The following is a 25,631-nucleotide window of genomic DNA, read 5'->3' on the forward strand; positions in this document are numbered from 1 at the left end:
AAGAAGTTCGCAGGCATATCTGGCGAACTTCTTTATTTTGATACGAAGGGGAGACGGGTTCATGAATACAGCTGGAGCTTGCATTGTGCAGCGTGACTTCACGGTGCTGCTGGAAAAGGATCATCCTGGCTTTCAGCTTGCCCGCGGATATTTAAACCTTTTTGCTGAAATGATCAAGACGCCTGCCCACTATCATACATATCGAATTACACCGCTATCGTTATGGAATGCTGCTGCAAAAGGAACGACGGCGGATGAGATTATAGAGTCGCTTCGCTTAATATCCAGGTGGGACCTCCCGAGCGGGGTTGTTGCTGATATAAAAATGTGGGTGAACAGGTACGGTGCATTAAAAGTGTATTCCTTACCATATGAATCGGATTCGTTATGCTTGGAGTGCTACACTCAAGATGCTAATGTACTACAACAGCTGGTGAGCGAAGGGAAATTGGATAGCAGCTTCAAATGGGAGTGGATGGATGAACGCCATATACGCTTTCCGATCCGATATAGAGGGTTACTAAAGCAAGGGTTAGCCCGCTCAGGGTATCCTGTTCAGGATGAAGTTGGTTATCATCGTGGACGGGAGATGTCTTTTGGTCTGCGTTCTGTGCTGCCCGAAGGACGTCTCTTTGCGCTACGTTCCTATCAGAGAGAGGGGGTCGAGGCATTTGCTGGAGAGCAAGGGCATGATGGGGGGAACGGCGTACTGGTATTGCCTTGCGGTGCAGGGAAAACCGTCATTGGCCTGGGCGTTATGGACAAATTTCAATGCGAGACCCTCATTTTGACCTCAAATGTAACTTCTGTGCGGCAGTGGATTTCAGAGATTTTGGACAAGACGACACTAACGTATCAGGATGTAGGCGAGTATTCTGGAGAGAAAAAAGAAGTACGGCCAGTAACAGTTTCTACGTATCAAATATTAACCCATCGAGGCAGAAAAGAAGAAGGCTTCAAGCACATGGGGCTTTTTAACGAGCGGGATTGGGGACTAATAATTTATGATGAAGTGCATCTTCTTCCTGCACCTGTATTCCGTGCTACCGCAGACATTCAGGCAACTCGCAGATTGGGGCTGACAGCAACCTTAGTGAGGGAGGATGGCTGTGAGCGAGACGTGTTCTCTTTAATTGGCCCTAAAAGGTATGAAGTTCCTTGGAGAAATCTAGAGGAGAGTGGATTCATTGCGCAGGTGGAGTGCCAGGAGGTTCGTATTCCTATGCCTTCCGAGTTGCAGGGATGCTACATTCAGGCTGAGGGTCGAGAGAAGTTCAGAATAGCAGCAGAAAATCCGTTGAAAATTAACGTTTTGCAGCGATTAATACAGCGTCATTCTGGACGTCAGATTTTAATAATTGGACAGTATTTGGATCAACTCCATCGTGTAGCAGAAAAATTAAATGTGCCGCTCATTACCGGCAGTCTGCCGCAACAGGAGAGAGCCAGACGTTATCAAGCCTTCAGAGAAGGGGAAATTCCAGTGCTGGTCGTATCCAAGGTAGCTAACTTCGCAGTAGATCTGCCTGATGCATCGGTGGCAATTCAAATATCGGGGAGCTTCGGCTCGCGTCAGGAAGAAGCACAGCGGCTTGGTAGAATATTACGCCCTAAAGCAGATGGCAGCGGTGCTTACTTCTATACATTGGTGTCAGAAGATACTCGAGAGCAAGATTTTGCGATGCGAAGACAGATGTTTCTGGTAGAGCAGGGTTATGATTACTCGGTAAAAATCGAAAGGGGAGAAGGTGCTTGATTCAGCATATATTTACTCGCTTTGCGGGGCTTCCCTTCAAGCTACAAAACCTTCAGGATTCCTCATTCGGAGCTATATGCGGAGCGGATCTGCTGGCTGAGGTTCCAGAGCTGCTTCGCAGCGGAAGGCTTGCTTCAATTAAAAAGGTGTGGGGAGAGCGTCTCTATTACATTCCGGCTGATGTGATTCCGCTAGTATGGAAAGAGCTTGAGCCCACAGAACAGGTTCAGCAAGATGAACATAGGGTTACATTGCATCGTGCAGCCAAGCTTGGTCTTGCATTTGATATTTTCAAGACATTGGCTTGGATAGGCCGTCATGGATTAAAGCTAACATCCAAGGGGACGATCCATCAGAGATCACTTGGTAAACTGAATGAGCTTTTATTTTTGAGTGATGACGACGTAAACGGACTAGCACTTCGATATCCCCATCAAGATGCCTATAGAGCACCGCTGGCAATTGTGCTGGATATGATCATGTCGCTAGGATTGATCAACAAGCAAAGAGCAGGCTGGAGTCTCAATACCGAGTCATTAACGGCATGGCTTGGATTGACTGCTCAAGAGATGAATGCAGTGTTGTTTAGGGAATTGCTGCTCAGATATGCGCCGGACAATGTTCCGATTCAACATTTTGTGCACAGATTGATTTTACCGGATTTAGAAGTAGGCAGTTGGTACAATTTGCCCGACCTACTGCTTTCTATGCATGAGCAAGGGATGATACCGGAAGTGCTGTCACAAGAACAGATAAGCTGGATGGAGAGCTGGCTGACAGCGTTGTCTGGTTTCGGATGGATTGATATGGGCACGACCATAGATGACAGGATCGTATTCAGATGGCAGACAAAACCCGATTTATCACTTGTTAATATTGCTGAAGAAATAAGCAGCTCAAAGGTGGAAGTGTCATCAGCATTCCAAGGGATGATTTTTGTTCAGCCTGATTTTGAACTATTGGTTCCACCGGATGTGTCTTTCTTGCTTCGTTGGGAGCTTGAAGCCTTTTGCGAGAATATAACGGTTGATACAATGTCACTCTATCGCCTGACTCGAAACAGTGTTGCTCTTGGAGCAGAATGTGGACGATCACCGGAGATGATATTGAATCTGCTTCAGAAGTGTTCCTCAGGTGTGCCGGATAATGTCAGGCTGGCTCTTGAGCAATGGGGCAGAGAGATGGGGCGAACCCTGCTGGAAGAGAAGCTGCTGCTTCGGTGCAGTGATTCTCAGGCTGCAGATACGATCTCATCAATTACTTCTTTGGTGGGCATAATTGAAAGGATTGGTCCGCTTGATTTCATTGTAAGTAACGATCATGAAGATAAGGCGAGGAAGGCGCTGGAAGAGATCAGGCTATCACCGCCGAAGCGAAGAACAGAGGGACTGGATGAATCGGAATATCCAATATTGGAACCGTCGCAATTAATAGAAGGGGTTACTGCTTTTACTAAGGCTTCGAATCAACATGGATGGATTTTTAACGGTAAAGATACCCACTTCTATGAACCGGATACTACGATCCCGGATTTTGAAGCTTTATTTCCGGGACTTCGTGACATTCCTCCGATGTGGGTCAAGGAAATGAGAAAGTATCATGATTCTACGGCTCGTAAAATTGTGGAGCAGGCGATTCAGTGGAGAGCCAAAATAAAGCTGTCCATCGGTGGAGAAATTATGCTGTGCATACCTGAAGGAATTCAAGGTGGAGAGAAATGGAGTTTGAGTGGCCGTTTATTTAGGGATACCGACGACTATAAAGAGGGAGAAGGGGTTGTTTTGTCACCAGATGATTGGGCCGAGCTGGGGCTTGTTTTACCGGAAATGTGAAAATAAGCTTCTAGTGCAAACCTCTTCTGCTTCAGAAGAGATTGTGGTATGATTGTTTCGTCTACCTAAGGGTAGAACATTTATAACAGAATCGAGTTGACATTCATGAGCGTAACGGAGACCAACACGGTAGATATGGCCGAGCTGTTGACATACGCCTATGAATTAGGCGATATGATAAACAATTCTACTGCAGTTACAGATTATTTATACTGGAAACGCCAGGTAGAATCAGATGATGAGGTTCAGGTCCTTGTTAAAAAGCTGGCAGCCAAGAAGGAACTGTTTGAAGAAACCGAACGCTTCGGACATTTTCATCCTAACTATCACGAAGCTAAGGATCAAGTGGCACAGGTTGAAAGCGAGCTTGAGCAGATTGAATCGGTAAGAAGATTCAAGGCTGCGGAGAAGGAGCTTGATGACATTTTGCATCAGATGTCGGAAACCATTGCATATGCAGTGTCCGATACGATCAAGGTTCCAAGCAATGATCCTAATCCAAGCGGTGGTTGCAGCAGCGGAGGCTGTGGAAGCGGTGGCCAATGCAGCTGCGGTTAAATTTTACCAGTGGCTCAACCGGATTGTAATGCTGCAGGTGTCGTCACCAGATGACATACAGAGAGGACAGAACGGAGGGAAAACATGTTTCCGGAACGTACAGGCTATATTATTTGGGTAAGTGATCTGAAAGCGGCAAGGAATTTGGAGAAGTACGGGAGCGTGCATTATTTGTCCCGTCGAATGCATTATGTCGTCATGTATGTTAATGCAGATCGTGCAGAAGATACGATAAAAAATATTCGCAAGCTCTCTTATGTTCGAAAGATAGAACGTTCATTCCGTAATGAGATTAAAACAGAGTACTCAAAGGATACTGAAGACAAGACAAGATACTACGGTCTGTGATACATCTTATCGGGAAAAAAGATTAATCGAATAATGCCATTATAGAAGCGGCTGATCCAGCCGCTTTTTTTTCTATTTTCATTTCACAAAGGTTTTACTTTATCATATAAAGGTTATCTTGTAGATTGAAAGGACATATTGTAATATAATAGGTAAAAATACTTAGTTAAAAAGACCTATAGAGTGTGAGGTGCGGCATGAGGGACAAGGTTACAGAGCGGTGTGGGACATACGATGATTCCCATGTCCTATTAGGCAACAAAAGAGTTGCTGATATCGTTATAACCAACCATGCCAAAATGAGATATAGTGATCGGATAGAACGGAATGATGTCGAAATAGGGCAAATTGCGAGCTGGGTATGGGAGTGTCTGAAGGAAGGACGAATTACGCCTTATTATCGGAATGGCGAGGACGTTTATCTTATTGATGATGATCTGGTAATGGTTGCCGAGTTTGCATCAATGAACTCAGAGCTAAATTCTGAAGGAATGCCTCTGGATCGGATGATCATCGTAACTTTTTTGGGCCGAATGTCGGAAACAATGGAGCTGCGTGATTTGAAATCATATTATTCATGGCTCCGTCATTCGAGACGTTCGACATTGCTGAAGAACAGTCGGAAACGAAGATAACGCAACAAGAGAGGCATGTTCTGCGTGGGACATGCTTTTTTTGTATGCTCTGACATGCTATTGTAGGTGTTAGAGAAGGGGAGAGTGATCAGGATGGCGTTAAATTTTCACCAGCTTCACATTTTTTATACCGTAGCAGAACGAGGCAGCTTCTCTTCGGCTGCACAGGCGTTGCATATGACTCAGCCTGCGGTAACGATGCAGATTCAATCTTTGGAAGAATATTTTGGCACCAAGCTGCTCGTAAGATCGACCAAAAAAATCGAGCTTACCGAATCAGGTAAAGCTTTGTTTCCATTCGCGCTTAAAAGTATTGAACTCATGCGGGAGACGGAGAGATCGATGTCCCGATTTACATATATGCTGGAAGGCAGATTGCAGTTAGGTGCCAGTTTGACTATTGGAGAGTATGTGCTGCCACGTATACTGGGTCCTTTTGGACAGCGGTATCCTCATATCTCTATTGCACTTAAAGTAATGAATACAACCCAAATTATCGAAGATATCGTAAATCATCAGCTAAACTTCGGTTTGGTTGAAGCGCCTGTTCATCATCCTGATTTGATATCGGACCCTGTCATGGAAGATGAGCTCAAGTTGATTGTTCCGGCTGGTCATCCTTTGTCTGGAAGAGGGCAAGTATCGCTGAATGAGGTTATCTCGTTTCCTTTTATTCTTCGTGAAAAGGGCTCGGGCACACGTCAGGTGATGGAGGACGAGCTTTTACGTAAGGGCATTGAGCCGCAAGAAATTGATACCATTATGGAGCTGGGCAGTACTGGAGCTGTGAAGTCTGCTGTGGAGGCTGGGCTAGGAATTACAATTATTTCCCCATCCTCAATTAAGCATGAGAAGGCACTTGGCTTGCTGGAAGTTGTCGATATCGAGGATACCTTTTTTAAACGGCAATTTTATTCTATTCATGAAAAATCGACGTTGCTGCCAGTATCTGCTGTTACGTTTTTGACGTTTTTACGAGAAATCAAAAATCCTCAATAAGGAAGTGGATTTAATGACATATTACGACTTACATACGCACACTCGGGCTTCTGACGGAATGAATCGTCCCGCTGAGAACGTGAAGCTAGCAAAGGAAAAAGGTTTGACAGGACTTGCGATTACGGATCACGATACAGTAGCAGGAATTAGGGAGGCTCAGCTTGCAGGCAATGAACTTGGGGTTGAAGTCGTTCCAGGCGTAGAGATCAGCACCAGAGTAGGGGATAAGGACATTCATGTACTTGGATATTTTCTAAATATAGATGATAAAAAGCTTCTCGCAAGATTAGTTTCTTTAAGACGTACAAGAGAGTTGCGAAATGAGCGGATTATCGAAAATTTGAACCAGCTAGGAATTGCAATTACGCTTGAGGACGTTAAGTATGGACTCGGGCGCGAGCTTCGGCCTGATGAAAGTCTTGGTCGTCCGCATATTGCGGATACGCTGGTGAGAATGGGAGCGGCTGCCGATTTTCGCGATGCATTTGATCGGTATTTGGCTGAGGGAAGACCCGGGTATGCGTCATTGCCGAGAATTTCTCCCGAAGAGGCTATCCTGTGGATTCGCGAAGCTGGCGGAGCACCTGTGCTTGCACATCCAGGCTTGTACGGTGATGATGATCTGGTGATCAGTATTGTAGAAAAAGGTAAGCCGGCAGGCATCGAAGTATATCATTCTGATCATGGACCAGAAGATGAACAACGTTATTTGCAAATTGCTCAGCAATATGATCTTATTCCTACCGCAGGTTCAGATTATCATGGCGTTCGTGGGGGTGTAGTATTTCATGGGGATCTTGGTACGCGTTCGGTGTCGTCAGATACGGTAGAGAAATTAAGACAAGCAGCGGGTACGGGCAGAGTTATTTAGGCCGATAAAAGGGCTTCATATGAAGCCAATGAACATGAGCGACCTTATTATTGCAATTTAGAGGACTAAACTCACTAGCGTTGCATCAACATGTTGCTCATTGTCAGAAATATGGTTGATTTCATCAAATCAGTTTTTTTGAAAAAATATTTACAGTTGTCTTTTGTACCAGTGAGCTAAAAAAACAATAACGCAGCAAGCGTAGCCAAGGTTTTATCACGTTCATCGCTTAGATTAAGCAAATCTAGACATTTACAAATGACCTGGTCTTTTGGTATGTTACCCATGGTGGTTCTCCTTTGTTTTTGAAGTGGGCAACATGTCTACTCTTTAACAATAGGAGAATTTTTTATTTTTGAACAGATAGAAAGTAATAAAATATTGTAAATATAGGAATTTATTCAAATTATTTCTTGCTGTATGATTGATGCAACGCTAGTGGACTAAACTAGCCAGTCTCCCTCGTCAGTGTACTTCTATGGTGCTTTTCCCGCAAATTCAGCTACTTACCACAGTATAAATCGAGACAAAAAACCACTAGAGATGTTCTGAACTGCAGCCTGATTGTTAGATATCCATCATCCAACAATTGGAATTCAGCCCATTCTCCAGTGGTTTTCTCTTGTGCAATGTTTTAACCGTTTTTTACGGTGTTAGGCATGCTTTTGATCAATTGCTCATTTGGTGTAACAAACAGGGTGCGCTGATGATCGTAGATAACGAAGCCTGGTTTGGCTCCGCTCGGTTTGCGAACATAGCGGATTAATGTACAGTCCACAGGAACACTGCTTGACTCTTTAGCTTGACTGAAATAAGCGGCTAATTGAGCGGCCTCATTCAGTGTATCATCTCCGAAGGAAGAGCTGCGAATAAGCACATGCGATCCCGGGATGTCTTTTGTATGCAGCCAGGTATCGTTGGGATTGCCTAATTTATTAGTAACATACTCGTTTTGCAGATTGTTTTTGCCGACATAGATTTCTATGCCTTCTGAAGAGGTGTAGATGTGCAATGTCGGGCGGTCGCTCTTTTTCTTCTTTTTGTTCTTCTTGCCGCGCTCCCTTAAATACCCTTGCTGAATCAGCTCTTCCCGAATTTCATCGATATCGCTTAACGTTGCAAAGGATAACTGCTGCAGCAAACCTTTCATGTAGCTGATTTCTTCTTTTGTTAACGTCATTTGCTCATCAATGACAGCAAGGCTGTTTTTGAATTTATTATATTTCTTGAAATATCGCTGAGCATTCTCTGATGGAGTAAGCAGTGGGTCAAGCGGAATCTTTTCAGTCTTCTGGTCCTCATCATAATAATTAATCAGCTCAACGAATTTATCGCCTTTACGAATGGTATGCAGGGATGGCAACAGCAATTCACCCCAGATTCGATAACGCTCCGCGTCTTCAGCCTCAGAGATATCCTCGTCCAATCTGGATAGTTTCTTTATGTTTTTATTAAGTTCATTGTGCAGGTAGCGGAGCAGATCGCTCGTTTTCTGTTTGACCGTGTCACGTAGTGCCTTATCTCCATAATAATCCTCAAGGCAATGACTAATAGTATCATACGTTTTCACTTCACCTTGCAGGGAGGTCAGCATAAGTGCCGAGAAGACGCTTTTACCTTTGTTGTTCTCTCCGCTGTTGGGACAATAACGGTGCTCACGAACATCTGACATCGCATTGTCGAAGGCTGACCATTGGTTGTTTGCTTCAGCTTCATGGTTCAGTTTGGATGCACGAAATTGAATTTCGTGAGCAATAAGGGGGCTTAATCCACTGAAATTTTCTACCAGCCAGCCATTAAGCTGATCATTGTCGCTCGCAGTTTGAAATGCATTCAGAAATTGATCCTTGGTAACCTCCAACGGATTTTGTTTATTCTGCTGAGGCGGTGTGGTATAGCTAAAGCCGGGCATGACAATACGATAGCTGCTAATCGACGGGGTAACATGGTGTATTCCGTCAAGCTGCGTACCCGTCGCACTATCCAGCAAAATAATATTGCTATGGCGGCCCATCAGCTCCACTACGATCCGCTTGAGTGATACATCTCCCAGCTCATCACGTTGACGTATATCGAAATGGATGATTCTCTCCATACCGACTTGGGAGACAGCTTCGATTGTTCCGCTTTCACAATGCTTGCGAAGCAGCATACAGAACATTGGAGCCTCAAGCGGGTTAGGGTAGGATTGCTCGGTAAAATGAACTCTTGGATAGGTAGGATTAGCCGAGAGCAGTAAACGATGATTGCCACCGTTTGATCTAAGCTGGATCACTAAATCGTTTGAAGTAGGCTGATGAATTTTATTTATGCGTCCACCAACGCAAATTTGCAGTTCGTGTACGATAGAACGTGTCACTATTCCGTCGAGCGCCATAATTATAATCTCCTGTCTTTAATCGTCTAAATGTGTTATTTCTCTATGATACATAACTTCAGGCAAAAACTTAAGAGCTATCCTGTGATAATTTGGGACTGGCTTGAATACATTTAGCCTAGTAGTGCGAGTTCAAAAAGAATTGCTTCGTGATCGAAAGCTGAACTTTTTGAACAACCTCTAGGTGGAAAAGCCTTCACGCTGAATACCGCACAATATACGGGAGGGGAATAGGGAGGATGGAACAAAAAAACTGGCACCAGTGGAGTGGGGAAGAGCTTCTGGAACGGTTCGACGTCACGCGTGAGCAGGGCCTGACCCATGGTGAAGCGGAACGACGACGGGAAGAGAATGGTTGGAATGAGTTGTCTGAAGGGGAACGGATTTCTCCGTGGCTGCTTTTTTTGAACCAGTTCAAAGATTTTATGATGCTCGTACTAATGGGCGCCACGTTGATTTCCGGTATTCTCGGCGAATATTTGGATGCCGTTACGATTATAGCGATCATTATTCTTAACGGAGTTCTTGGTTTTATTCAGGAATTTCGGGCCGAGCGTTCTTTGCACGCGCTCAAGGAATTGTCAGCTCCTCATGCTAATGTTCTGAGGGAAGGAACAATGCAGCATATACCAGCCAGAGAGCTTGTGCCTGGTGACATCGTTCTACTTGAGAGCGGTGACCGTATTCCTGCCGATATTCGGTGGCTGGTCGCAAATAGTCTGGATGTTGAGGAATCGGCATTAACTGGAGAGTCACATGCTGTAAACAAGCATGTCTCTGTGCTGCGAGAAGAAGATGTTCCTCTAGGTGACCAGAAAAATATCGGATTTATGGGCACGATGATAACACGAGGCAGTGGACGGGGTATCGTTATTCGAACGGGTATGAATACGGAAATGGGTAAAATCGCCGATTTGATTCAAAATACGGATACCCAGGAGACGCCACTTCAGCGTCGTTTAGAACAACTGGGCAAAATCTTGATTTATTTGGCGCTTGCACTTACGGTGCTGGTTGTATTAATCGGCATCATGCATGGACAACCGGCAGGGGCTATGTTCTTTGCTGGAGTTAGCTTGGCTGTAGCTGCAATTCCAGAGGGACTGCCGGCGATCGTCACCATCGCTCTTGCGCTTGGAGTTCAGCGAATGATCAAGCGCAAGGCGATCGTGCGCAAGCTACCATCCGTTGAGACACTGGGCTGCGCTTCTGTGATCTGTTCTGACAAGACCGGAACTTTGACCCAAAACAAAATGACGGTTACAAGACTGTGGGTGGAAGGACGTCCATTGAAAGTGACGGGAGAAGGTTATGCTCCTGTTGGAGATATCTTAGAGGAAAATAGTTCAGTTGATTTAAAAAATGACCAGAGCCTTAGACGTTTTCTGCAAATCAGCTCGCTTTGCAACAATGCAGTTATTTACGAGGAGGAGCTAAACAGTCCAACTCGGAAAAAAGGGAAAGATGAGCGTTCTGATATGGAATGGAGGCTTAAGGGCGATCCAACGGAAGGTGCTCTCGTTACCTTGTCTTCCAAAATGAGCATGTCTCCAGGCAAGCTCGACTCTTTGTATAAGCGTGAAAAGGAGCATCCGTTTGATTCTCAGCGAAAAAGAATGTCTGTGATCGTCTCCCATCAGGGTGGGCGAATAGCATTCGTAAAGGGCGCACCTGATATGCTGCTGGATAAATGTTCTTATATTTTGTGGGATGGCAAGGTTGTTCCTTTTACAGGTACTTTACGTCAACGTGTGCTCTCCGCAAATGAAGGAATGGCCCGCGATGCTTTGCGCGTTCTGGGCTTGGCATACCGAGACATTAAGCCTCATGAATCTATCGAAAATGAGGGTGCAGTTGAATCGCAGCTTGTTTTTGTTGGACTGGCCGGAATGATTGACCCGCCTCGAAAAGAAGCAAGAGAAGCGATAGCTGTTTGTCGCAAAGCTGGAATCAAGACTGTCATGATTACAGGTGATCATGGGCTTACAGCGGAAGCAATTGCCAATGATCTCGGAATTTTGCCGCGCGGTGGTTCCTCGATGTCAGGTCAGGAGCTTGCAATGCTAAGCGACGATGAGCTGGATCAGAAGGTGGATCAAATTTTTGTATATTCACGGGTATCGCCGGAGCATAAATTGCGGATCGTGAAGTCGCTACAGCGCAAGGGGCATGTCGTCGCGATGACGGGTGACGGGGTTAACGACGCGCCAGCTATTAAAGCAGCGGATATCGGGATCGCGATGGGGATTACAGGTACGGATGTGTCCAAAGAAGCCTCAGCTCTCATTCTAAGTGATGATAATTTCTCTTCCATCGTAGCTGCTATTGAAGAAGGTAGGAACATTTACGAGAACATCCGAAAATTTATCCGTTACCTGCTAGCATCTAATGTTGGTGAAATTTTGACGATGTTTTTCGCAATGCTTGCAGGTCTTCCTCTACCGCTCCTGCCCATACAAATATTGTGGGTTAACCTCGTGACCGACGGTTTGCCTGCAATGGCATTAGGAGTAGATCAGCCGGAAAAAGATTTGATGGAGCATAAGCCTAGAGGTGCTACCGAGAACATCTTTGCCAGAAGGCTGGGCTGGAAGATTCTAAGCCGCGGACTGCTCATCGGATTGTGTACGCTAGGTGCATTCTGGATCACGCTTCGCGTAGCGCCAAATGATGCGGGGCAGCTTGCCAAAGCACAGTCTGTCGCATTTGCGACACTTGTTATGGCACAGCTTATTCACGTCTTTGATTGCCGCAGCTCGCGTTCGATTTTTCACCGGAATATTTTGCAGAATAAATATTTAGTTGTGGCTGTGTTGTCCTCGATCCTGCTGCTTCTTGGAGTAATGTATATCGAAGCGCTGCAACCGATTTTCAAGACCATCCCATTAGGATATCGAGAGTGGGCTCTTACTCTTGTAGCTGCGGGTATCCCTACATTCCTTCTTGGGGCAGGGAGTGTATGGTCAGGCAGACGTCGCCGTAAATATACAGGCCCTAGAACGATGAGTGCGGTGAAAAGTACAAATATTCGTGCATAAAATCAATACCTTTTCCCTCCCGTAAAATATAGACTAAACTCCATGAAGCGAGTTGTGCTCCTCGGGCTGCGAATAGCTGAAATGCTTTTGAAAACACTCGCTGTACGGCTGATTTGAAGGGATGGAGATCGTATGGAATTCACAAAAATGCATGGACTCGGAAATGATTTTCTTGTCTTTTATGGAGAACAGGAATTGCCTCATAATGTATCGGAGCTAGCTATCAAATGGTGCAACCGTTACTTCGGTATCGGAGGAGATGGACTGGTATTCATTTTACCTTCGGAACGAGCGGACTTTAAAATGCGGATCATTAACTCGGATGGTACGGAAGCTGAACAATGCGGTAACGCAATCCGATGCGTATCTAAATATGTCTATGACAACGGGTATATCGACAAGGGGCAAATTACAATTGAGACGCTAGGGGCGGGTGTACAGCAAGTATCCTTGCAGATTGAAGAGGGAATTGTACAGAGAGTTCGTGTTGACATGGGAGAGCCTATTTTGGATGGACTTACAGTGCCGACTACGATTGCTGCGAATCCTGTACTTGCTCAGCCTATTGAAAGTGACGGTCAAGATTTTAGCTTTACGGCCGTATCTATGGGTAACCCGCATTGCGTAATTTATGTGGAGGATGCACCAAACTTTGATTTGGCAACATGGGGACCAAAGCTGGAAGTTCACCCCTATTTTCCACGCAAAATTAATGTAGAATTTGCAACGGTTACCCGTCGTGATCGGGTTGAGATGAGAGTCTGGGAACGCGGGGCTGGACCCACTCTGGCTTGCGGTACCGGAGCCTGTGCCACACTCGTTTCGTCCGTGCTGAATGGATTGACAGATCGCGCAGCATGGATTGGGCTAAAGGGTGGGGACTTATATATCGAATGGGATGAAAATGACAATCACGTCTACATGACGGGTCCTGCTGAAGCTGTGTTTAAAGGAAACATATTCTAATTGTTCTTGGCGAGGATCAATAACTTAGTGTATGGAGCTATCCTACAAGCAGTGTTTCTGTTTGTTAGGATAGCTTTTTTTGATTACAGCTTAATCACTTCCCTTATTATCAATCGCCTGAATTTATGATACAGTAGTATGAAATCAGATTGATTCGTATGTAATGCATTAACGAGGATCGAGATCCTCTTCCTGAATATAAATTTCCGTTTTTGCTTCTATTAGATAGGGAGGTATAGGTTTGAAACCTGATTTGAGAAAAAGATGGGAGAATGAGGTGCTGGTTGGAGATGGAGCGATGGGTACGTATTTGTACCAGCTCGGTTCTCCGGTAGGTATTTCTTGTGAAGAACTGAATTTGATTTCACCGGACGTTATTTCCGATGTTCATCGCCGTTATATAGAAGCAGGGTCACAGCTTTTGGAGACGAACAGCTTCTCTGCTAACTATTACAAGCTGTCCAAGTTTGGACTTGAATCACAGGTTGAAGAAATTAACCGCGCTGCAGTACGTATTGCTAGAGAAGCTGCAGGGTCGGAAGGGTATGTTGCCGGTGCAGTGGGCTCTATTCGTGGAGGAAAAAGAGTAAATGTGTCAGTTCAGGAGATGGGCACGTATTTCGAACAGCAAATCTCGGCTCTTTTGACGGAAGGTGTTGATGCGCTGCTGTTCGAAACCTATTATGATTTGGCAGAAATGCGCATTGCGGTCGGACGAGCACGGAAGCTGACGCAGGTTCCGATTATCGCCCAGTTTGCTGTTGATCAGGTTGGACGTACGATGGACGGGTACAAAATTTCAGAAGCCTTCAGCATTTTGCAGGACGAGGGCGTTGATGTGTTCGGATTCAACTGTCATTCTGGTCCCAAAGGAATTATGAGTGTGATGTCGGGATTAAAAGGACCTCTGAACGTTCCATTGTCAGTATTCCCTAATGCAGGATTGGCTGATTATGTAGATGGAGAATATGTTTATGGAGCGAGCCCTGAATATTTTGGTGAATGTGCATTGTCTTTTGCTAATTTGGGGGCACGATTGATTGGCGGCTGCTGCGGAACGACACCTGAGCATATAGCGGCTACCGCGTCTGCTCTTCAAGGATATAAGGCTGAATCTTTGTCACAAGGGAAGCCGCTGCCAGAAGTTAGAGAAGCAATCGTAGTCAACAGCGACATGGCTGTAAAAGAAGCCAACAACGCCTCTAACGGTGCAAGTTCTGCTTCAGGCATCACCGAGCTTGTCAAGGAACGTCATACGATTATCGTAGAACTTGATCCACCGCGGGATCTTGATATCAGCAAATTTATGGAAGGTGCGGCGGCGCTTAAGGCTGCAGGGGTAGACGCACTTACACTTGCGGATAATTCGCTCGCAGTTACCAGAATGAGCAATATGGCTCTTGGACATCTTGTATTGACTGAGCTCGGACTTCGTCCTCTAGTTCATATTGCCTGCCGGGATCGGAACCTTATCGGCACCCAATCTCATATGATGGGCTTTGATGCATTAGGGATAGATCATGTTCTAGCCGTGACAGGTGATCCTGCTCGTTTCGGAGACTTACCTGGGGCTAGCTCAGTATACGATCTGACCTCCTTTGAGATTATTCGAATGATCAAGCAATTGAATGAAGGGGTAGCCTTCTCTGGCAAGCCACTGAAGCAAAAAGCCAATTTTGTAGTTGGTGCTGCGTTTAATCCTAATGTGAAACATTTGAACAAAGCGGTTGAACGTCTGGAGAAGAAAATTGCTTCAGGAGCGGATTACATTATGACCCAGCCGGTATATGATCCAGAGCTTATAGTCGCGATCAAGGAGGCTACTGCCCATCTGGACATTCCGATTTTCATAGGCATCATGCCGCTCGCAAGTGGAAAAAATGCGGAATATCTCCATAATGAAGTGCCGGGAATCCAATTGTCAGAAACTGTTCGCAAACGAATGGAAGGATTGCAAGGACAACAAGGACGGGATATGGGGGTAGAAATCGCGAAGGAATTGCTGGATACAGCGATGGAGCATTTTAACGGGATTTATTTGATGACTCCGTTTATGTTCTATGATATGAATGTTACTCTTACGAATTATGTGCGAGAGAGATCAAAAGCGATGGCACCCCACTTGTCTCACTCTTCATAATCAATTACAATAGGATAACGGATGTGATGCCTTTGTCTCACAGTATGACTGGATACGGTAGTTCCGCCAAGCGTTACGGCGGTTATATCCTGCAGTTTGAAATTAAGTCCGTCAACCATCGATATTCCGAGATTGTTATTCGGATGCCGCGAGAATGGACATGCTATGAAGACGGATTGCGAAGATTGGTTCAGCGTCATGTCAAGCGGGGACGGATTGATGTATATATCAGCAAAGAGCGGGATGACGAAAGTTCCTTGCCATTTGTAGTAAACTCATCTGTTGTTGAAGCATATTTGCATGCGGCTGGGGAATTGAGTCAGAAATATGGCATTGAATCTTCATTAAGTGCCAAGGATTTGCTTTCTCTCCCCGATGCTCTCATTTCTCCCGATCCAATCTCTGATGGAGATGCAACCAGTGATGAATGGGAGAGCGTATTGAACGAAGGTTTAGGAGAAGCGCTTGAGGGGCTGCTACAGATGCGGAAACAGGAGGGACTTCATCTTGTTTCTGATTTGGAGCAGCGATTATTCAAACTTCAAGAAATTCATACTGAACTAGTATCGCATGCTCCGATGGTTGTAGAAGACTATCGCAATCGATTGAAGATTCGTCTTGCTGAACTGTTGGAGGGGGCTTTTGACGAGCAAAGATTCGCCATGGAGGTCGCCGTATTCGGGGATCGTTCTAACATTGACGAAGAGCTTATCAGGCTGAAAAGTCACTTCGAGCAGTGCCGTGGACTTATGAAGTCTTCTGAGCCTATCGGACGAAAGCTAGATTTTTTGATACAGGAAATGAACCGGGAGACGAATACGATTGGATCCAAAGCCAATCATTTAGCACTGGTTAATCGTGTAGTCGAAATGAAAGCAGAACTTGAAAAAATTCGTGAACAAGCGGCTAATCTTGAATAACGCCAATTTGGCACAGGTGAGTCAAGTAAATTAGGGGGAACTGCCTGAATATGGGGATTAAACTTATTAACATCGGCTTTGGTAATATTGTATCAGCTAACCGAATCATTTCTATTGTGAGTCCTGAATCTGCTCCAATTAAGCGAATTATTCAAGAGGCGAGAGATCGTCACATGCTAATCGATGCAACTTATGGACGTCGTACGCGTGCGGTGATCATTACTGACAGCGATCATGTTATTCTGTCGGCGGTACAGCCTGAGACGGTAGCTCATCGCCTGTCTACCAAAGATGACGACAACGACGAATAAAATGGAGAGAACTATGTCTAAAGGGTTACTTATTGTTTTATCAGGACCTTCCGGTGTAGGTAAAGGAACGGTCTGCAATCAACTCAGACAGCGCTTGCCAGAATTGGTATACTCTGTCTCAGCTACTACTCGTCAGCCTAGACTCGGTGAAGAGAACGGTGTGAACTATTTTTTCAAGAGCCGTGAACAGTTTCTTGAGATGATAGAGAATGATCAGTTGCTTGAGCACGCTGAATATGTAGGGAATTTTTACGGAACGCCTCGTGATTTTGTAGAACAGACCATTGAGAGCGGCAAAGATATTATTCTGGAAATTGAGGTTCAGGGAGCACTGAAGGTCAAGGAGAAATTTTCGGAAGGTATTTTTGTTTTTCTGCTTCCGCCTTCCCTCGATGAACTCAAAGGTCGAATTCAAGGGCGTGGAACTGAGAATCAGGCTACAATCGATCATAGAATGTCTGTTGCTGCCGATGAGATCAGTTTGCTTGAAAATTATGACTATGCGGTAGTTAACGACGAAATTGATTTAGCTTGTCAAAGAATACAATCCATCATTACTGCCGAACATTGTAAGGTTAGAAAGAAGCTATAGTGTTATATAAATGACGATTTAGTCCAAAGAAGAGGTGTTACTCATGCTGTACCCGTCCATTGATAAAATGCTTAGTAAAGTTGGTAGCAAATACTCCCTAGTAGTTGCAGCTTCTCGTAGAGCAAGACAACTGAGAGAAGGGGAAAATAGTGAGCTGAAAACTCCTAAATCCCATAAGCAAGTCGGTATTGCCCTGGAAGAAATTTACGGCGATTACGTAAAAATTAAGCAGGGTGTACCAGAAGAACCAGAAGTAATTAAATAATGGAACCAATAAACCTCGTGGTCGTTAGACAATTTTATGAACAATCTTTTTATGACAACCGCGAGGTTGTTATTTTTTTCTGTATACTATTAATTAAAATATGAAAGTGAGGGATACCGATGTTAACCGGCAAAAAAATTCTGCTTGGTATTACTGGAGGCATAGCTGCTTTTAAGGCGGCTTCGTTATGCAGCAAGCTGGTCCAGCAGGGAGCCGAGGTTCGGGTGATTATGACGAAGTCGGCAACTAAACTTATTACTGAGCTGACCTTACAGGCATTATCTAAAAATCCCGTATATACGGACACTTTCGATGAAAAAAATCCTGCTACAATAGCTCATATTAGTCTGGCGGATTGGGCAGATCTTGTATTGGTAGCTCCGGCTACAGCTAATATTATTGGTAAAATGGCAAACGGGATCGCTGATGATATGCTCTCCACCACGCTGCTTGCGACACAAGCACCAATCATGATAGCTCCGGCAATGAATGTGCATATGTACGTTCATCCTGCGGTGAGCCGGAATTTGGCAGAGCTTGCTTCTCGGGGGGTACTGATGGTTGAGCCGGGAGAAGGCTTGCTAGCCTGTGGTTACATTGGAAAAGGGCGTATGGAAGAACCGGAGACAATTGTCGCTGTAGTAAATTCCTTTTTTGATCGTCAGAATAAAATTGCTCTTCGCCCTCTTGCAGGTAAGAAGGTCGTTGTAACTGCTGGAGGGACGGTGGAACGCATTGACCCTGTCAGATACATATCTAACGATTCTTCTGGGAAAATGGGCTTTGCGATCGCGAAGGCAGCCTGTGAGCTCGGAGCTGACGTGGTGCTGATTGCGGCGAATACGAAGCTTGCCCCCCCTTCGGGTGTAAAAGTCATTTCACTGGAATCGGCTAAAGAGATGTATGATGCAGTTGCGGCTGAATGGAATGACACAGATATTTTGGTGAAATCGGCGGCTGTTGCTGACTATCGTCCAAAAGAGGTATCGGAGCAGAAAATTAAAAAATCAGGCGATACCATGACGCTGGAGCTGGTTAAAAATATCGACATCCTTGAAACGTTTGGACGATTAAAGACTTCGCAATTTTTAATCGGGTTTGCAGCTGAGACGACAAATGTCGAGCATTATGCAATGGACAAATTACATCGGAAAAACTGCGATCTGCTTGTTGCGAATGATGTAACCAAGGCAGGTGCTGGATTTGGTATAGATACGAATGTTGTTAGCATTTATGATGGTGACGGACTAGTTGAATCCTTGCCATTGCAATCAAAAGACGAGGTTGGACTTCGAATTATGGAGCTTGCTGCCCAGCGGTTGTCGGGGGCGAAGCTATGAATTTTAGATTGGCCCAGGTTATCGTAGATGTGCCGAGTCGGGAAACCGACCGGCCTTTTGATTATTCAATTCCGAAATCGATGCAAGGCTGGATCGAAGTGGGCAGTCGGGTAGGAGTTCCCTTTGGACATCGTACTGTGCAGGGCTTTGTAGTATCGCTAAAGAAAGATTCCGAGATGGATTCAGCTCGAATTAAGCCTATTGCAGAGCTTCTTGATCTCGTACCGCCACTTTCTCCCGATCTTGTGGAGCTTGCTGAATGGATGAGTCGCAAATATGCATGCAGTATGATTTCCTCGCTTCAGGCGATGATTCCGGCAGCATTGAAAGGAAAAGCCGAACGGTATATTTCTGTGGCAGAGCAAGAGAAAGAGAGCTATGGGGACAGCGCGGACTCTCTGTTTGTTATGCAGCCACTGCTGACTGGTGAAGAGGAGGAAATCGTCACCTACGTTAAGGCAAGCGGCAGCGTTACATTGGATCATTTAAATACCCGTTTTCCTGGACAAGCCGGGATCATCAAAGGGCTTATTAGTCAGGGCGTTTTGTCCGAGGTCCAGTTAATCAAGGATAAGGTTCGTAAAAAAATGGTGAAGACTGTAGCTGCAACAGTGAGCGGGAACGAGGCGGAGGCAGCCCTATCCTCATTTACAGCCCAGGCACGTCGTCAAAAGGAAGTGCTGCAATTTTTGCTAGAAGTAGGAATGCCTTTATCTCTTCAAGAAGTGTTGTCGACTCTTCGGGTTACTGCGGGTACAGTGAAAAAACTGGAGGAAAAAGGCTACGCGGTTATTGAAGAAGTAGAAGTGTTCCGAGATCCTTATCAGAATCGGCGGTTTAAAGGGACCGAACCTCTTCAGCGGACTCCTGAACAGGACGTTGTCTATTCCCGAATTTCGGCAGCACTGGATGACAGAACTTTTGGAACCTTTTTGCTGCATGGCGTCACGGGGAGTGGCAAAACTGAGGTATATCTACAAACGATAGAACGGTGTATTTCTTCGGAGCGGCAGGCTATTGTGCTGGTTCCAGAAATCTCGCTCACGCCGCAAATGGTAGAACGGTTTAAAGGTCGTTTTGGCAGCAAGGTGGCCCTTCTTCACAGTCGATTGTCGCATGGTGAACGTTATGATGAATGGCGTAAAATACGGGAGGGCAAGGTTCAGGTTGCTATTGGCGCTCGCTCAGCTATTTTTGCTCCTTTCCGTAATTTAGGGCTTATCGTTATGGATGAGGAGCATGAGACATCCTATAAGCAGGAAGAGACCCCCAAGTATCACGCCAGAGATGTGGCAGTCCACAGGGCGCGCCAGCATGGGGCGGTCGTCATTTTAGGTTCAGCGACCCCTTCGCTTGAAAGCTATTACGCGGCAAGATCTCAGGTTGATGATAAATTTGCACCAGTGCTGCTGGAGATGAAGCAGCGACCTTCAGGAAGCCATTTGCCAGCTGTACACATAGTAGATATGCGTGAGGAGCTTCGAGACGGAAATCGTTCGATGTTTAGCAGGGCGCTTCATGCTGGAATTGCCTCCAGGCTGGAGCGTGGTGAACAGACTGTTCTTTTCTTGAATCGGCGAGGATATTCAACGTTTGTGATGTGCCGAACATGCGGGTATGTTGCAGGTTGTCCGGATTGTGATATTTCGCTGACCTATCACCAAAAATCGAACAATTTACGATGTCACTACTGCGGTTATGCCACTCCTGCTCCGTCGGTGTGTCCGGAATGCGGAAGTGAGCATATCAGATATTTTGGTACAGGTACTCAGCGCGTTGAAGGCGAGCTAGCCAAGCTGTTTCCTGGTATTCGGGTCGTTCGCATGGATGTGGATACGACAAGTGAAAAGGGAGCACATGAGAAGCTGTTAAAAGCTTTCCGAGAGAAAAAAGGCGATGTTCTGCTCGGAACGCAAATGGTTGCTAAAGGACTTGATTTTCCAGATGTGACTTTGGTTGGTGTGATCGCTGCGGACACGGCGCTTAATTTGCCGGATTTCCGCGCCGCTGAGAAAACATTTCAATTATTGACGCAAGTAGCAGGCCGAGCTGGACGGCATCAATTGCCAGGTGAAGTGTTCATACAGACATATATGCCGGAGCATTATTCGGTTGTTCATGCCAGTGGTCATGACTATGATTCATTTGTTCGCGAGGAGCTTAAATACAGGAAGGGATTGCATTATCCGCCTTATAGCAAGCTGATTCTTGTTACGCTGTCGCATGAAAAGCTGCCCCTGTTACTACGTATGGCTGAAAATTTTGCCGGAGATATAAGGCTCAAAGCCCAGCGGTTGGGATGGTATGGCAATCTGGATCGTTTTTCTTCCGAAGCACTTGATATTATGGGGCCGGTTGCCTCTCCAATTCCGCGGATCAAGAATAGATATAGATTTCAATGTATGGTGAAGTACCGCGGTTCAATGGATGTTGTAGGTCTCGTTAGGGAAATAGCACTGACTACGCATCATAACTTGCGTGATTCTTCTTTACAGATTAGTATCGATGTGGACCCACAAATGTTGATGTAACATATAATTCAAAAGGATATTAAAAATGTATATATAGTTCAAAAATTAGTTTTTGAACAAACCTAGTGGATGGGATGGTGCTTTGAATGGCAATTCGTATCATAGTAAATGAACCTGACGAGGTATTGCATCAGATGGCCAAGGAAGTTAAAAAAATTACTCCGAACGTGCAGAAGCTGCTGACGGATATGGCGGATACAATGTACGATGCTGAAGGTGTTGGCCTGGCCGCTCCTCAAGTAGGCATTTTGAAACGTCTGATTGTAGTTGATGTGGGCGATGATAATGGCTTGATTGAACTGATTAATCCGGAAATTGTGTCAAGCGAAGGAGAGCAGTTTGGTCCTGAAGGATGTCTCAGTATTCCCGGGTACCGTGGTGATGTACGCCGTGCTCTGACTGTGACCGTAAAAGGTCTTGACCGCAATGGTAACGAAGTGACCTATACTGGTTCTGATCTGCTTGCAAGAGCGTTCCAGCATGAAATCGATCATTTAAATGGTGTTTTGTACACGGATGTAGCTGAAAGAGTGTATCAAATTACCTCCGAAGGTGAAGAGAAGGAGTGATGTTTCAAGTGAACATCGTATTTATGGGAACCCCGGATTTTGCAGTCCCTTCCCTGGAATCCCTGATCAAGGAAGGGTATAACGTGGTTGGGGTAGTGACCCAACCGGATCGTCCGCAAGGACGGAAAAAAATACTTACTCCAACTCCGGTTAAAGAAGCGGCATTAAAATATGGTTTACCTGTTTTGCAGCCGCAGCGTATGCGCTCCCCGGAAGCTGTGGAAGAGCTTGCTGCATTGTCTCCGGACCTAATTGTTACCGCTGCGTATGGTCAAATTTTACCGGCGGCGGTGCTTGAAATGCCGCAGTACGGATGTCTGAACGTGCATGGTTCTTTGCTTCCTAAATATAGAGGTGGCGCTCCTATTCAACGCTCCATCATCAATGGAGAGAAGGAAACGGGCATTACGTTGATGTATATGGCAGAAGGTTTGGACACGGGAGATATGATTGCGAAATCTGTTGTACCGATTGAAGATAAGGATACTTCGGGCACGATTTTTGAAAAATTGAGTATCGCCGGGGCCAAGCTGCTCATCGAGCAGCTTCCGCGTGTGTTGGATGGTACGGCTGATCGCATTCCTCAAAATGATGAGGAATCCACGTATGCTCGAAATTTATCACGTGAAGATGAACGCATTGATTGGAGTGCCTCCTCCCGTGAGGTTTTCAATAGAGTGAGGGGGCTTGTTCCGTTTTCTGGCGGTTTTACGTTGTGGAATGAGGAAGTTTTTAAAATATGGGAAATTGCCAAACCAACTCAAGCAGGAGTTGGCAGTTCTTCAGGAGAAGTTCCTGGTACAGTGCTTCATTTGTCGGGGGATGGAATTGAGGTTAAAACTGGAGATGGATCTGTTCTCCTTACTCGGGTACAGCCAGCAGGCAAAAAAACGATGGAAACATCTGAATTTATTCGCGGGGGCCTTATGAAGAAAGGTACGGTTCTGTCATGAGTGATCGCAGGGGTGCATCAAATAAAGGACCATCGGGACACGGAGCTGGAAAAAAGAAAGCACCCGCTTCTGCACGTGATACTGCGCTTCAGGTCCTGACAGCAGTTGAGCAGGAAGGAGCATACAGCAATTTGCTGCTTAACGGTGCCCTGCAAAAGTCTGGTTTGACACCTGCAGATGCTGGGCTAGCTACGGAATTGGTGTATGGTACGATTTCTCGGCAGAACACGATCGATTATTTTCTGGAACAGTTCGTTGCCAAAGGAATGGCCAAGCTTCAGCCATGGGTCCGCAATTTGCTCAGACTCAGTTTTTACCAGCTGTATTATCTGGATCGTATCCCGCCACATGCGGCTGTGAACGAAGCTGTTAACATCGCAAAGAAGCGTGGGCATCAGGGGATATCCGGCATGGTAAACGGGGTGCTGCGCAATGTACTTCGGAGGAAGGAAGAACTGCAAATACCGAAGGAGCTTACTTCGATCACCAGGATTGCATTAGAGCATTCTCATCCGGAATGGCTTGTAGCCAAATGGGTACAGCAGTTCGGCGAGGACACCGCCGAGGAGATTTGCAAGGCGAACAATGAACCTCCATCGGTAAGCGTCAGAGTGAATACTTCTCAAGTCAGCAGGGACAAGCTCATTGAATCCATGAAAGAACAAGGAATTGAAGCAATTCCATCCTTTGTCTCAGAAGATGGTATTATTGTCATGAGCGGTGGCAATATGGCGTTAACCTCTTGGTATAAAGAAGGGTTATTATCCATTCAGGATGAAAGCTCTATGCTGGTAGGTGAAGCGGTTGATCCACAGACTGGAATGTCTGTGCTGGATTGCTGCGCTGCTCCGGGCGGGAAGACTTGTCATATTGCTGAAAAGCTTGCTGGCAGCGGAACTGTCATTGCCAACGATATTCATCCCCATAAGGCGAAGCTGATTGAGGATCAAGCTAAGCGGCTGGGTCTTAACAATGTCCGCACTTTGTCTGGTGATGCAGTGAAGTTGGCCGAGCAATATCCGCCAGAATCTTTTGAACGAATATTACTGGATGCTCCATGCTCAGGCCTTGGCGTTATTCGTAGAAAGCCTGACCTGAAATGGACCAAGTCACCTAGTGATATCGAGGAGATCTCAGCAATTCAAAGTGAGCTCCTGGACGCAGTCTGTGGTTTGCTTAAGCCAGGTGGCATGCTCGTATATAGCACTTGTACGATTGAAAAAAGCGAGAACACGGAGATGGTGGAGCAATTTCTTGAACGTCATCCTGAATTTGAAGTATCTCCTGAGATGCCCGATAGCTGGACAGAGTTGAGCGAAGCTGCAACCAGAGAACCGATCGGTCTTCAAATTTTGCCGCAGGATTATCATTCCGATGGTTTCTATATTGCTCGACTGGTCAAGCGTACAAAATAGTAATGTAAAGATAACATTTACTAACAGGATGTTAATGGTATATACTGGAAATGGTGAAGCACACCTTTATTATCGCGAGTCGATAGATAAGGGTGTGCTTTTTATTTGTCAAATTTCCTAATTTTATCAAATTAGTAATTTTAAAGGAGGTAATCAGATCCATTTGATAGAAAGGAATAGGGGTGTAGGGGAACAGTACCTCTTTCTGTGGGGGAAATTCCTTGGTTTGAGAAAATAATGTGTAGGAGGTAGTCTTGTGAAAAAGTTGATGACAGCTTTTTTGACTGGTGCTTTGGGATTAGGTGTACTTGGTGTAGGAGGGTCGTCTATTAACGCAGCCGAAATTAAACCAGTCGCTGGCAGCAAAAAACTGGCTGTACTTGTTGACGCTCGTAAAGTGAAATTTGATGGCGGAGATCCGTTTGTTGAAGACAAACGGGTTCAAGTCCCGCTTCGGGGTATTGGTGAGGCTTTGGGTGCGAAGATTGGTTTTGACGCTCAGACAGTAACGTATGAGAAAAATAGAAAGTCTATTAAACTCACCTTGGGGAGTAAGGTTGCTATCGTTGATGGTAAGTCAGTGACGATGGATACCGTTGCGAAAGCGATTAATGGACGGACTTATGTACCACTTCGTTTTGTGAGTGAGAATCTGGGTGAGAAGGTGACCTGGGATCAAGTGGGGAATTGGGTTTGGATCGGGAGTCAAGAGGTTCCGGATATTGAGGAGGTTACGGAACTTCAGGATTTGACACCTTATGAGGAGTATTTTGAAGGAAAGGATAATTTTATTGCACCTTATGGGGAAGAGAAAAAAAGAACTAAAGCAAGGATGGTATCTTATGAAGATATGCCAGTCGTTATTGGAGACAAAACGCTTTTAGATATGTGGCTGGTGCGCGAAGGAATAGAAGAAATCATGTACATAAGATTCAAAGGACCTAAAAGATTGACTATGTACTTATTAATTGGAGATGGGGATATTCGACCAAGATCCGGTCATATTGTTGAGCAATCGGATGGAACCTTTATCATTCAAATTGTTATTAAGGATGCAAGAGATAAAGCTATATATAAAGATGAAAATTGGAAGAAATTCACCACCAAAAGTTTTGATTATTTCTTTTTAACAGGTTCCTTTGGTGATGACAGCGCCAGAATGATCTTGAACCCATTCAAATAGGGTGATTTAATTCTCAATTTGGCGGGAAAGGA

At 45.3% G+C, this 25,631-nt stretch carries 21 protein-coding genes; 20 read left to right on the top strand and 1 reads right to left on the bottom strand.

Annotation, left to right across the window (positions count from 1 at the left end):
• The first annotated feature begins 61 nt into the window (after positions 1-61).
• From BLS49_RS06860 to BLS49_RS06890, 7 genes are all read left to right on the top strand, one after another.
• Positions 62-1,756 (top strand): DNA repair helicase XPB, encoded by a 1,695-nt coding sequence (locus tag BLS49_RS06860; RefSeq protein ID WP_091227814.1) that lies wholly within the window; start codon positions 62-64, stop codon positions 1,754-1,756.
• Positions 1,753-3,588 carry a helicase-associated domain-containing protein gene (locus BLS49_RS06865; protein WP_091227816.1) on the top strand — a complete coding sequence of 612 codons (1,836 nt, stop codon included), beginning with the start codon at positions 1,753-1,755 and terminating at the stop codon, positions 3,586-3,588. The genes BLS49_RS06860 and BLS49_RS06865 overlap by 4 nt, the downstream gene beginning before the upstream one ends.
• Positions 3,589-3,693: 105 nt before the next feature.
• Positions 3,694-4,146 (top strand): YlbF/YmcA family competence regulator, encoded by a 453-nt coding sequence (locus tag BLS49_RS06870; protein WP_091227818.1) that lies wholly within the window; start codon positions 3,694-3,696, stop codon positions 4,144-4,146.
• Positions 4,147-4,230: 84 nt separating this feature from the next.
• The gene (locus BLS49_RS06875) at positions 4,231-4,494 is read left to right on the top strand and encodes a YlbG family protein (protein ID WP_091227819.1); all 264 of its coding nucleotides are present in this window, start codon (positions 4,231-4,233) and stop codon (positions 4,492-4,494) included.
• 197 nt (positions 4,495-4,691) lie between these two features.
• Positions 4,692-5,129 (top strand): hypothetical protein, encoded by a 438-nt coding sequence (locus BLS49_RS06880; protein WP_091227821.1) that lies wholly within the window; start codon positions 4,692-4,694, stop codon positions 5,127-5,129.
• A gap of 93 nt (positions 5,130-5,222) precedes the next feature.
• Positions 5,223-6,128 carry a selenium metabolism-associated LysR family transcriptional regulator gene (locus tag BLS49_RS06885; protein WP_091227822.1) on the top strand — a complete coding sequence of 302 codons (906 nt, stop codon included), beginning with the start codon at positions 5,223-5,225 and terminating at the stop codon, positions 6,126-6,128.
• A gap of 13 nt (positions 6,129-6,141) precedes the next feature.
• Positions 6,142-6,999 (top strand): PHP domain-containing protein, encoded by an 858-nt coding sequence (locus BLS49_RS06890; protein ID WP_091227823.1) that lies wholly within the window; start codon positions 6,142-6,144, stop codon positions 6,997-6,999.
• Positions 7,000-7,633: 634 nt separating this feature from the next.
• Here BLS49_RS06890 and BLS49_RS06895 read toward each other — a convergent pair.
• The gene (locus tag BLS49_RS06895; RefSeq protein WP_091227825.1) at positions 7,634-9,376 is read right to left on the bottom strand and encodes an Rqc2 family fibronectin-binding protein; all 1,743 of its coding nucleotides are present in this window, start codon (positions 9,374-9,376) and stop codon (positions 7,634-7,636) included.
• 239 nt (positions 9,377-9,615) lie between these two features.
• Between BLS49_RS06895 and BLS49_RS06900 the strand changes: the two genes are divergently transcribed.
• From BLS49_RS06900 to BLS49_RS06960, 13 genes are all read left to right on the top strand, one after another.
• A complete protein-coding gene (locus BLS49_RS06900) occupies positions 9,616-12,414 on the top strand; it encodes a calcium-translocating P-type ATPase, SERCA-type (protein ID WP_091227826.1) in 2,799 nt (932 codons plus the stop codon).
• A gap of 132 nt (positions 12,415-12,546) precedes the next feature.
• The gene (gene dapF / locus BLS49_RS06905; protein WP_091227827.1) at positions 12,547-13,380 is read left to right on the top strand and encodes a diaminopimelate epimerase; all 834 of its coding nucleotides are present in this window, start codon (positions 12,547-12,549) and stop codon (positions 13,378-13,380) included.
• A gap of 241 nt (positions 13,381-13,621) precedes the next feature.
• Entirely contained in the window at positions 13,622-15,520 is a 1,899-nt protein-coding gene (locus BLS49_RS06910; RefSeq protein ID WP_091227829.1) for a bifunctional homocysteine S-methyltransferase/methylenetetrahydrofolate reductase, read from the top strand.
• Between the two features lie 32 nt (positions 15,521-15,552).
• The gene (locus BLS49_RS06915) at positions 15,553-16,440 is read left to right on the top strand and encodes a YicC/YloC family endoribonuclease (RefSeq protein ID WP_091227921.1); all 888 of its coding nucleotides are present in this window, start codon (positions 15,553-15,555) and stop codon (positions 16,438-16,440) included.
• 50 nt (positions 16,441-16,490) lie between these two features.
• Complete coding sequence (gene remA / locus BLS49_RS06920; RefSeq protein ID WP_091227830.1) at positions 16,491-16,751, top strand: extracellular matrix/biofilm regulator RemA; 261 nt, start codon at positions 16,491-16,493, stop codon at positions 16,749-16,751.
• Positions 16,752-16,764: 13 nt separating this feature from the next.
• A complete protein-coding gene (gene gmk, locus BLS49_RS06925; protein WP_091227832.1) occupies positions 16,765-17,343 on the top strand; it encodes a guanylate kinase in 579 nt (192 codons plus the stop codon).
• Between the two features lie 43 nt (positions 17,344-17,386).
• Positions 17,387-17,608, top strand: a complete 222-nt coding sequence (gene rpoZ / locus BLS49_RS06930) for a DNA-directed RNA polymerase subunit omega (protein ID WP_091227833.1) — start codon at positions 17,387-17,389, stop codon at positions 17,606-17,608.
• Between the two features lie 119 nt (positions 17,609-17,727).
• Positions 17,728-18,948, top strand: coding sequence for a bifunctional phosphopantothenoylcysteine decarboxylase/phosphopantothenate--cysteine ligase CoaBC (coaBC, locus tag BLS49_RS06935; RefSeq protein WP_091227835.1), 1,221 nt, complete (start codon positions 17,728-17,730; stop codon positions 18,946-18,948).
• Positions 18,945-21,479 carry a primosomal protein N' gene (priA, locus tag BLS49_RS06940; protein WP_091227836.1) on the top strand — a complete coding sequence of 845 codons (2,535 nt, stop codon included), beginning with the start codon at positions 18,945-18,947 and terminating at the stop codon, positions 21,477-21,479. Before coaBC ends, priA begins: the two co-directional genes overlap by 4 nt.
• Positions 21,480-21,565: 86 nt before the next feature.
• Positions 21,566-22,048, top strand: a complete 483-nt coding sequence (gene def / locus BLS49_RS06945) for a peptide deformylase (RefSeq protein ID WP_091227838.1) — start codon at positions 21,566-21,568, stop codon at positions 22,046-22,048.
• A gap of 8 nt (positions 22,049-22,056) precedes the next feature.
• Complete coding sequence (fmt, locus tag BLS49_RS06950; RefSeq protein WP_091227922.1) at positions 22,057-23,001, top strand: methionyl-tRNA formyltransferase; 945 nt, start codon at positions 22,057-22,059, stop codon at positions 22,999-23,001.
• Positions 22,998-24,416 carry a 16S rRNA (cytosine(967)-C(5))-methyltransferase RsmB gene (gene rsmB / locus BLS49_RS06955; RefSeq protein ID WP_091227840.1) on the top strand — a complete coding sequence of 473 codons (1,419 nt, stop codon included), beginning with the start codon at positions 22,998-23,000 and terminating at the stop codon, positions 24,414-24,416. The genes fmt and rsmB overlap by 4 nt, the downstream gene beginning before the upstream one ends.
• A gap of 256 nt (positions 24,417-24,672) precedes the next feature.
• Entirely contained in the window at positions 24,673-25,599 is a 927-nt protein-coding gene (locus tag BLS49_RS06960) for a copper amine oxidase N-terminal domain-containing protein (RefSeq protein ID WP_091227841.1), read from the top strand.
• Positions 25,600-25,631 lie beyond the last annotated feature (32 nt).

Source organism: Fontibacillus panacisegetis (assembly GCF_900102215.1).
In the GTDB taxonomy this organism is placed as follows: domain Bacteria; phylum Bacillota; class Bacilli; order Paenibacillales; family Paenibacillaceae; genus Fontibacillus; species Fontibacillus panacisegetis.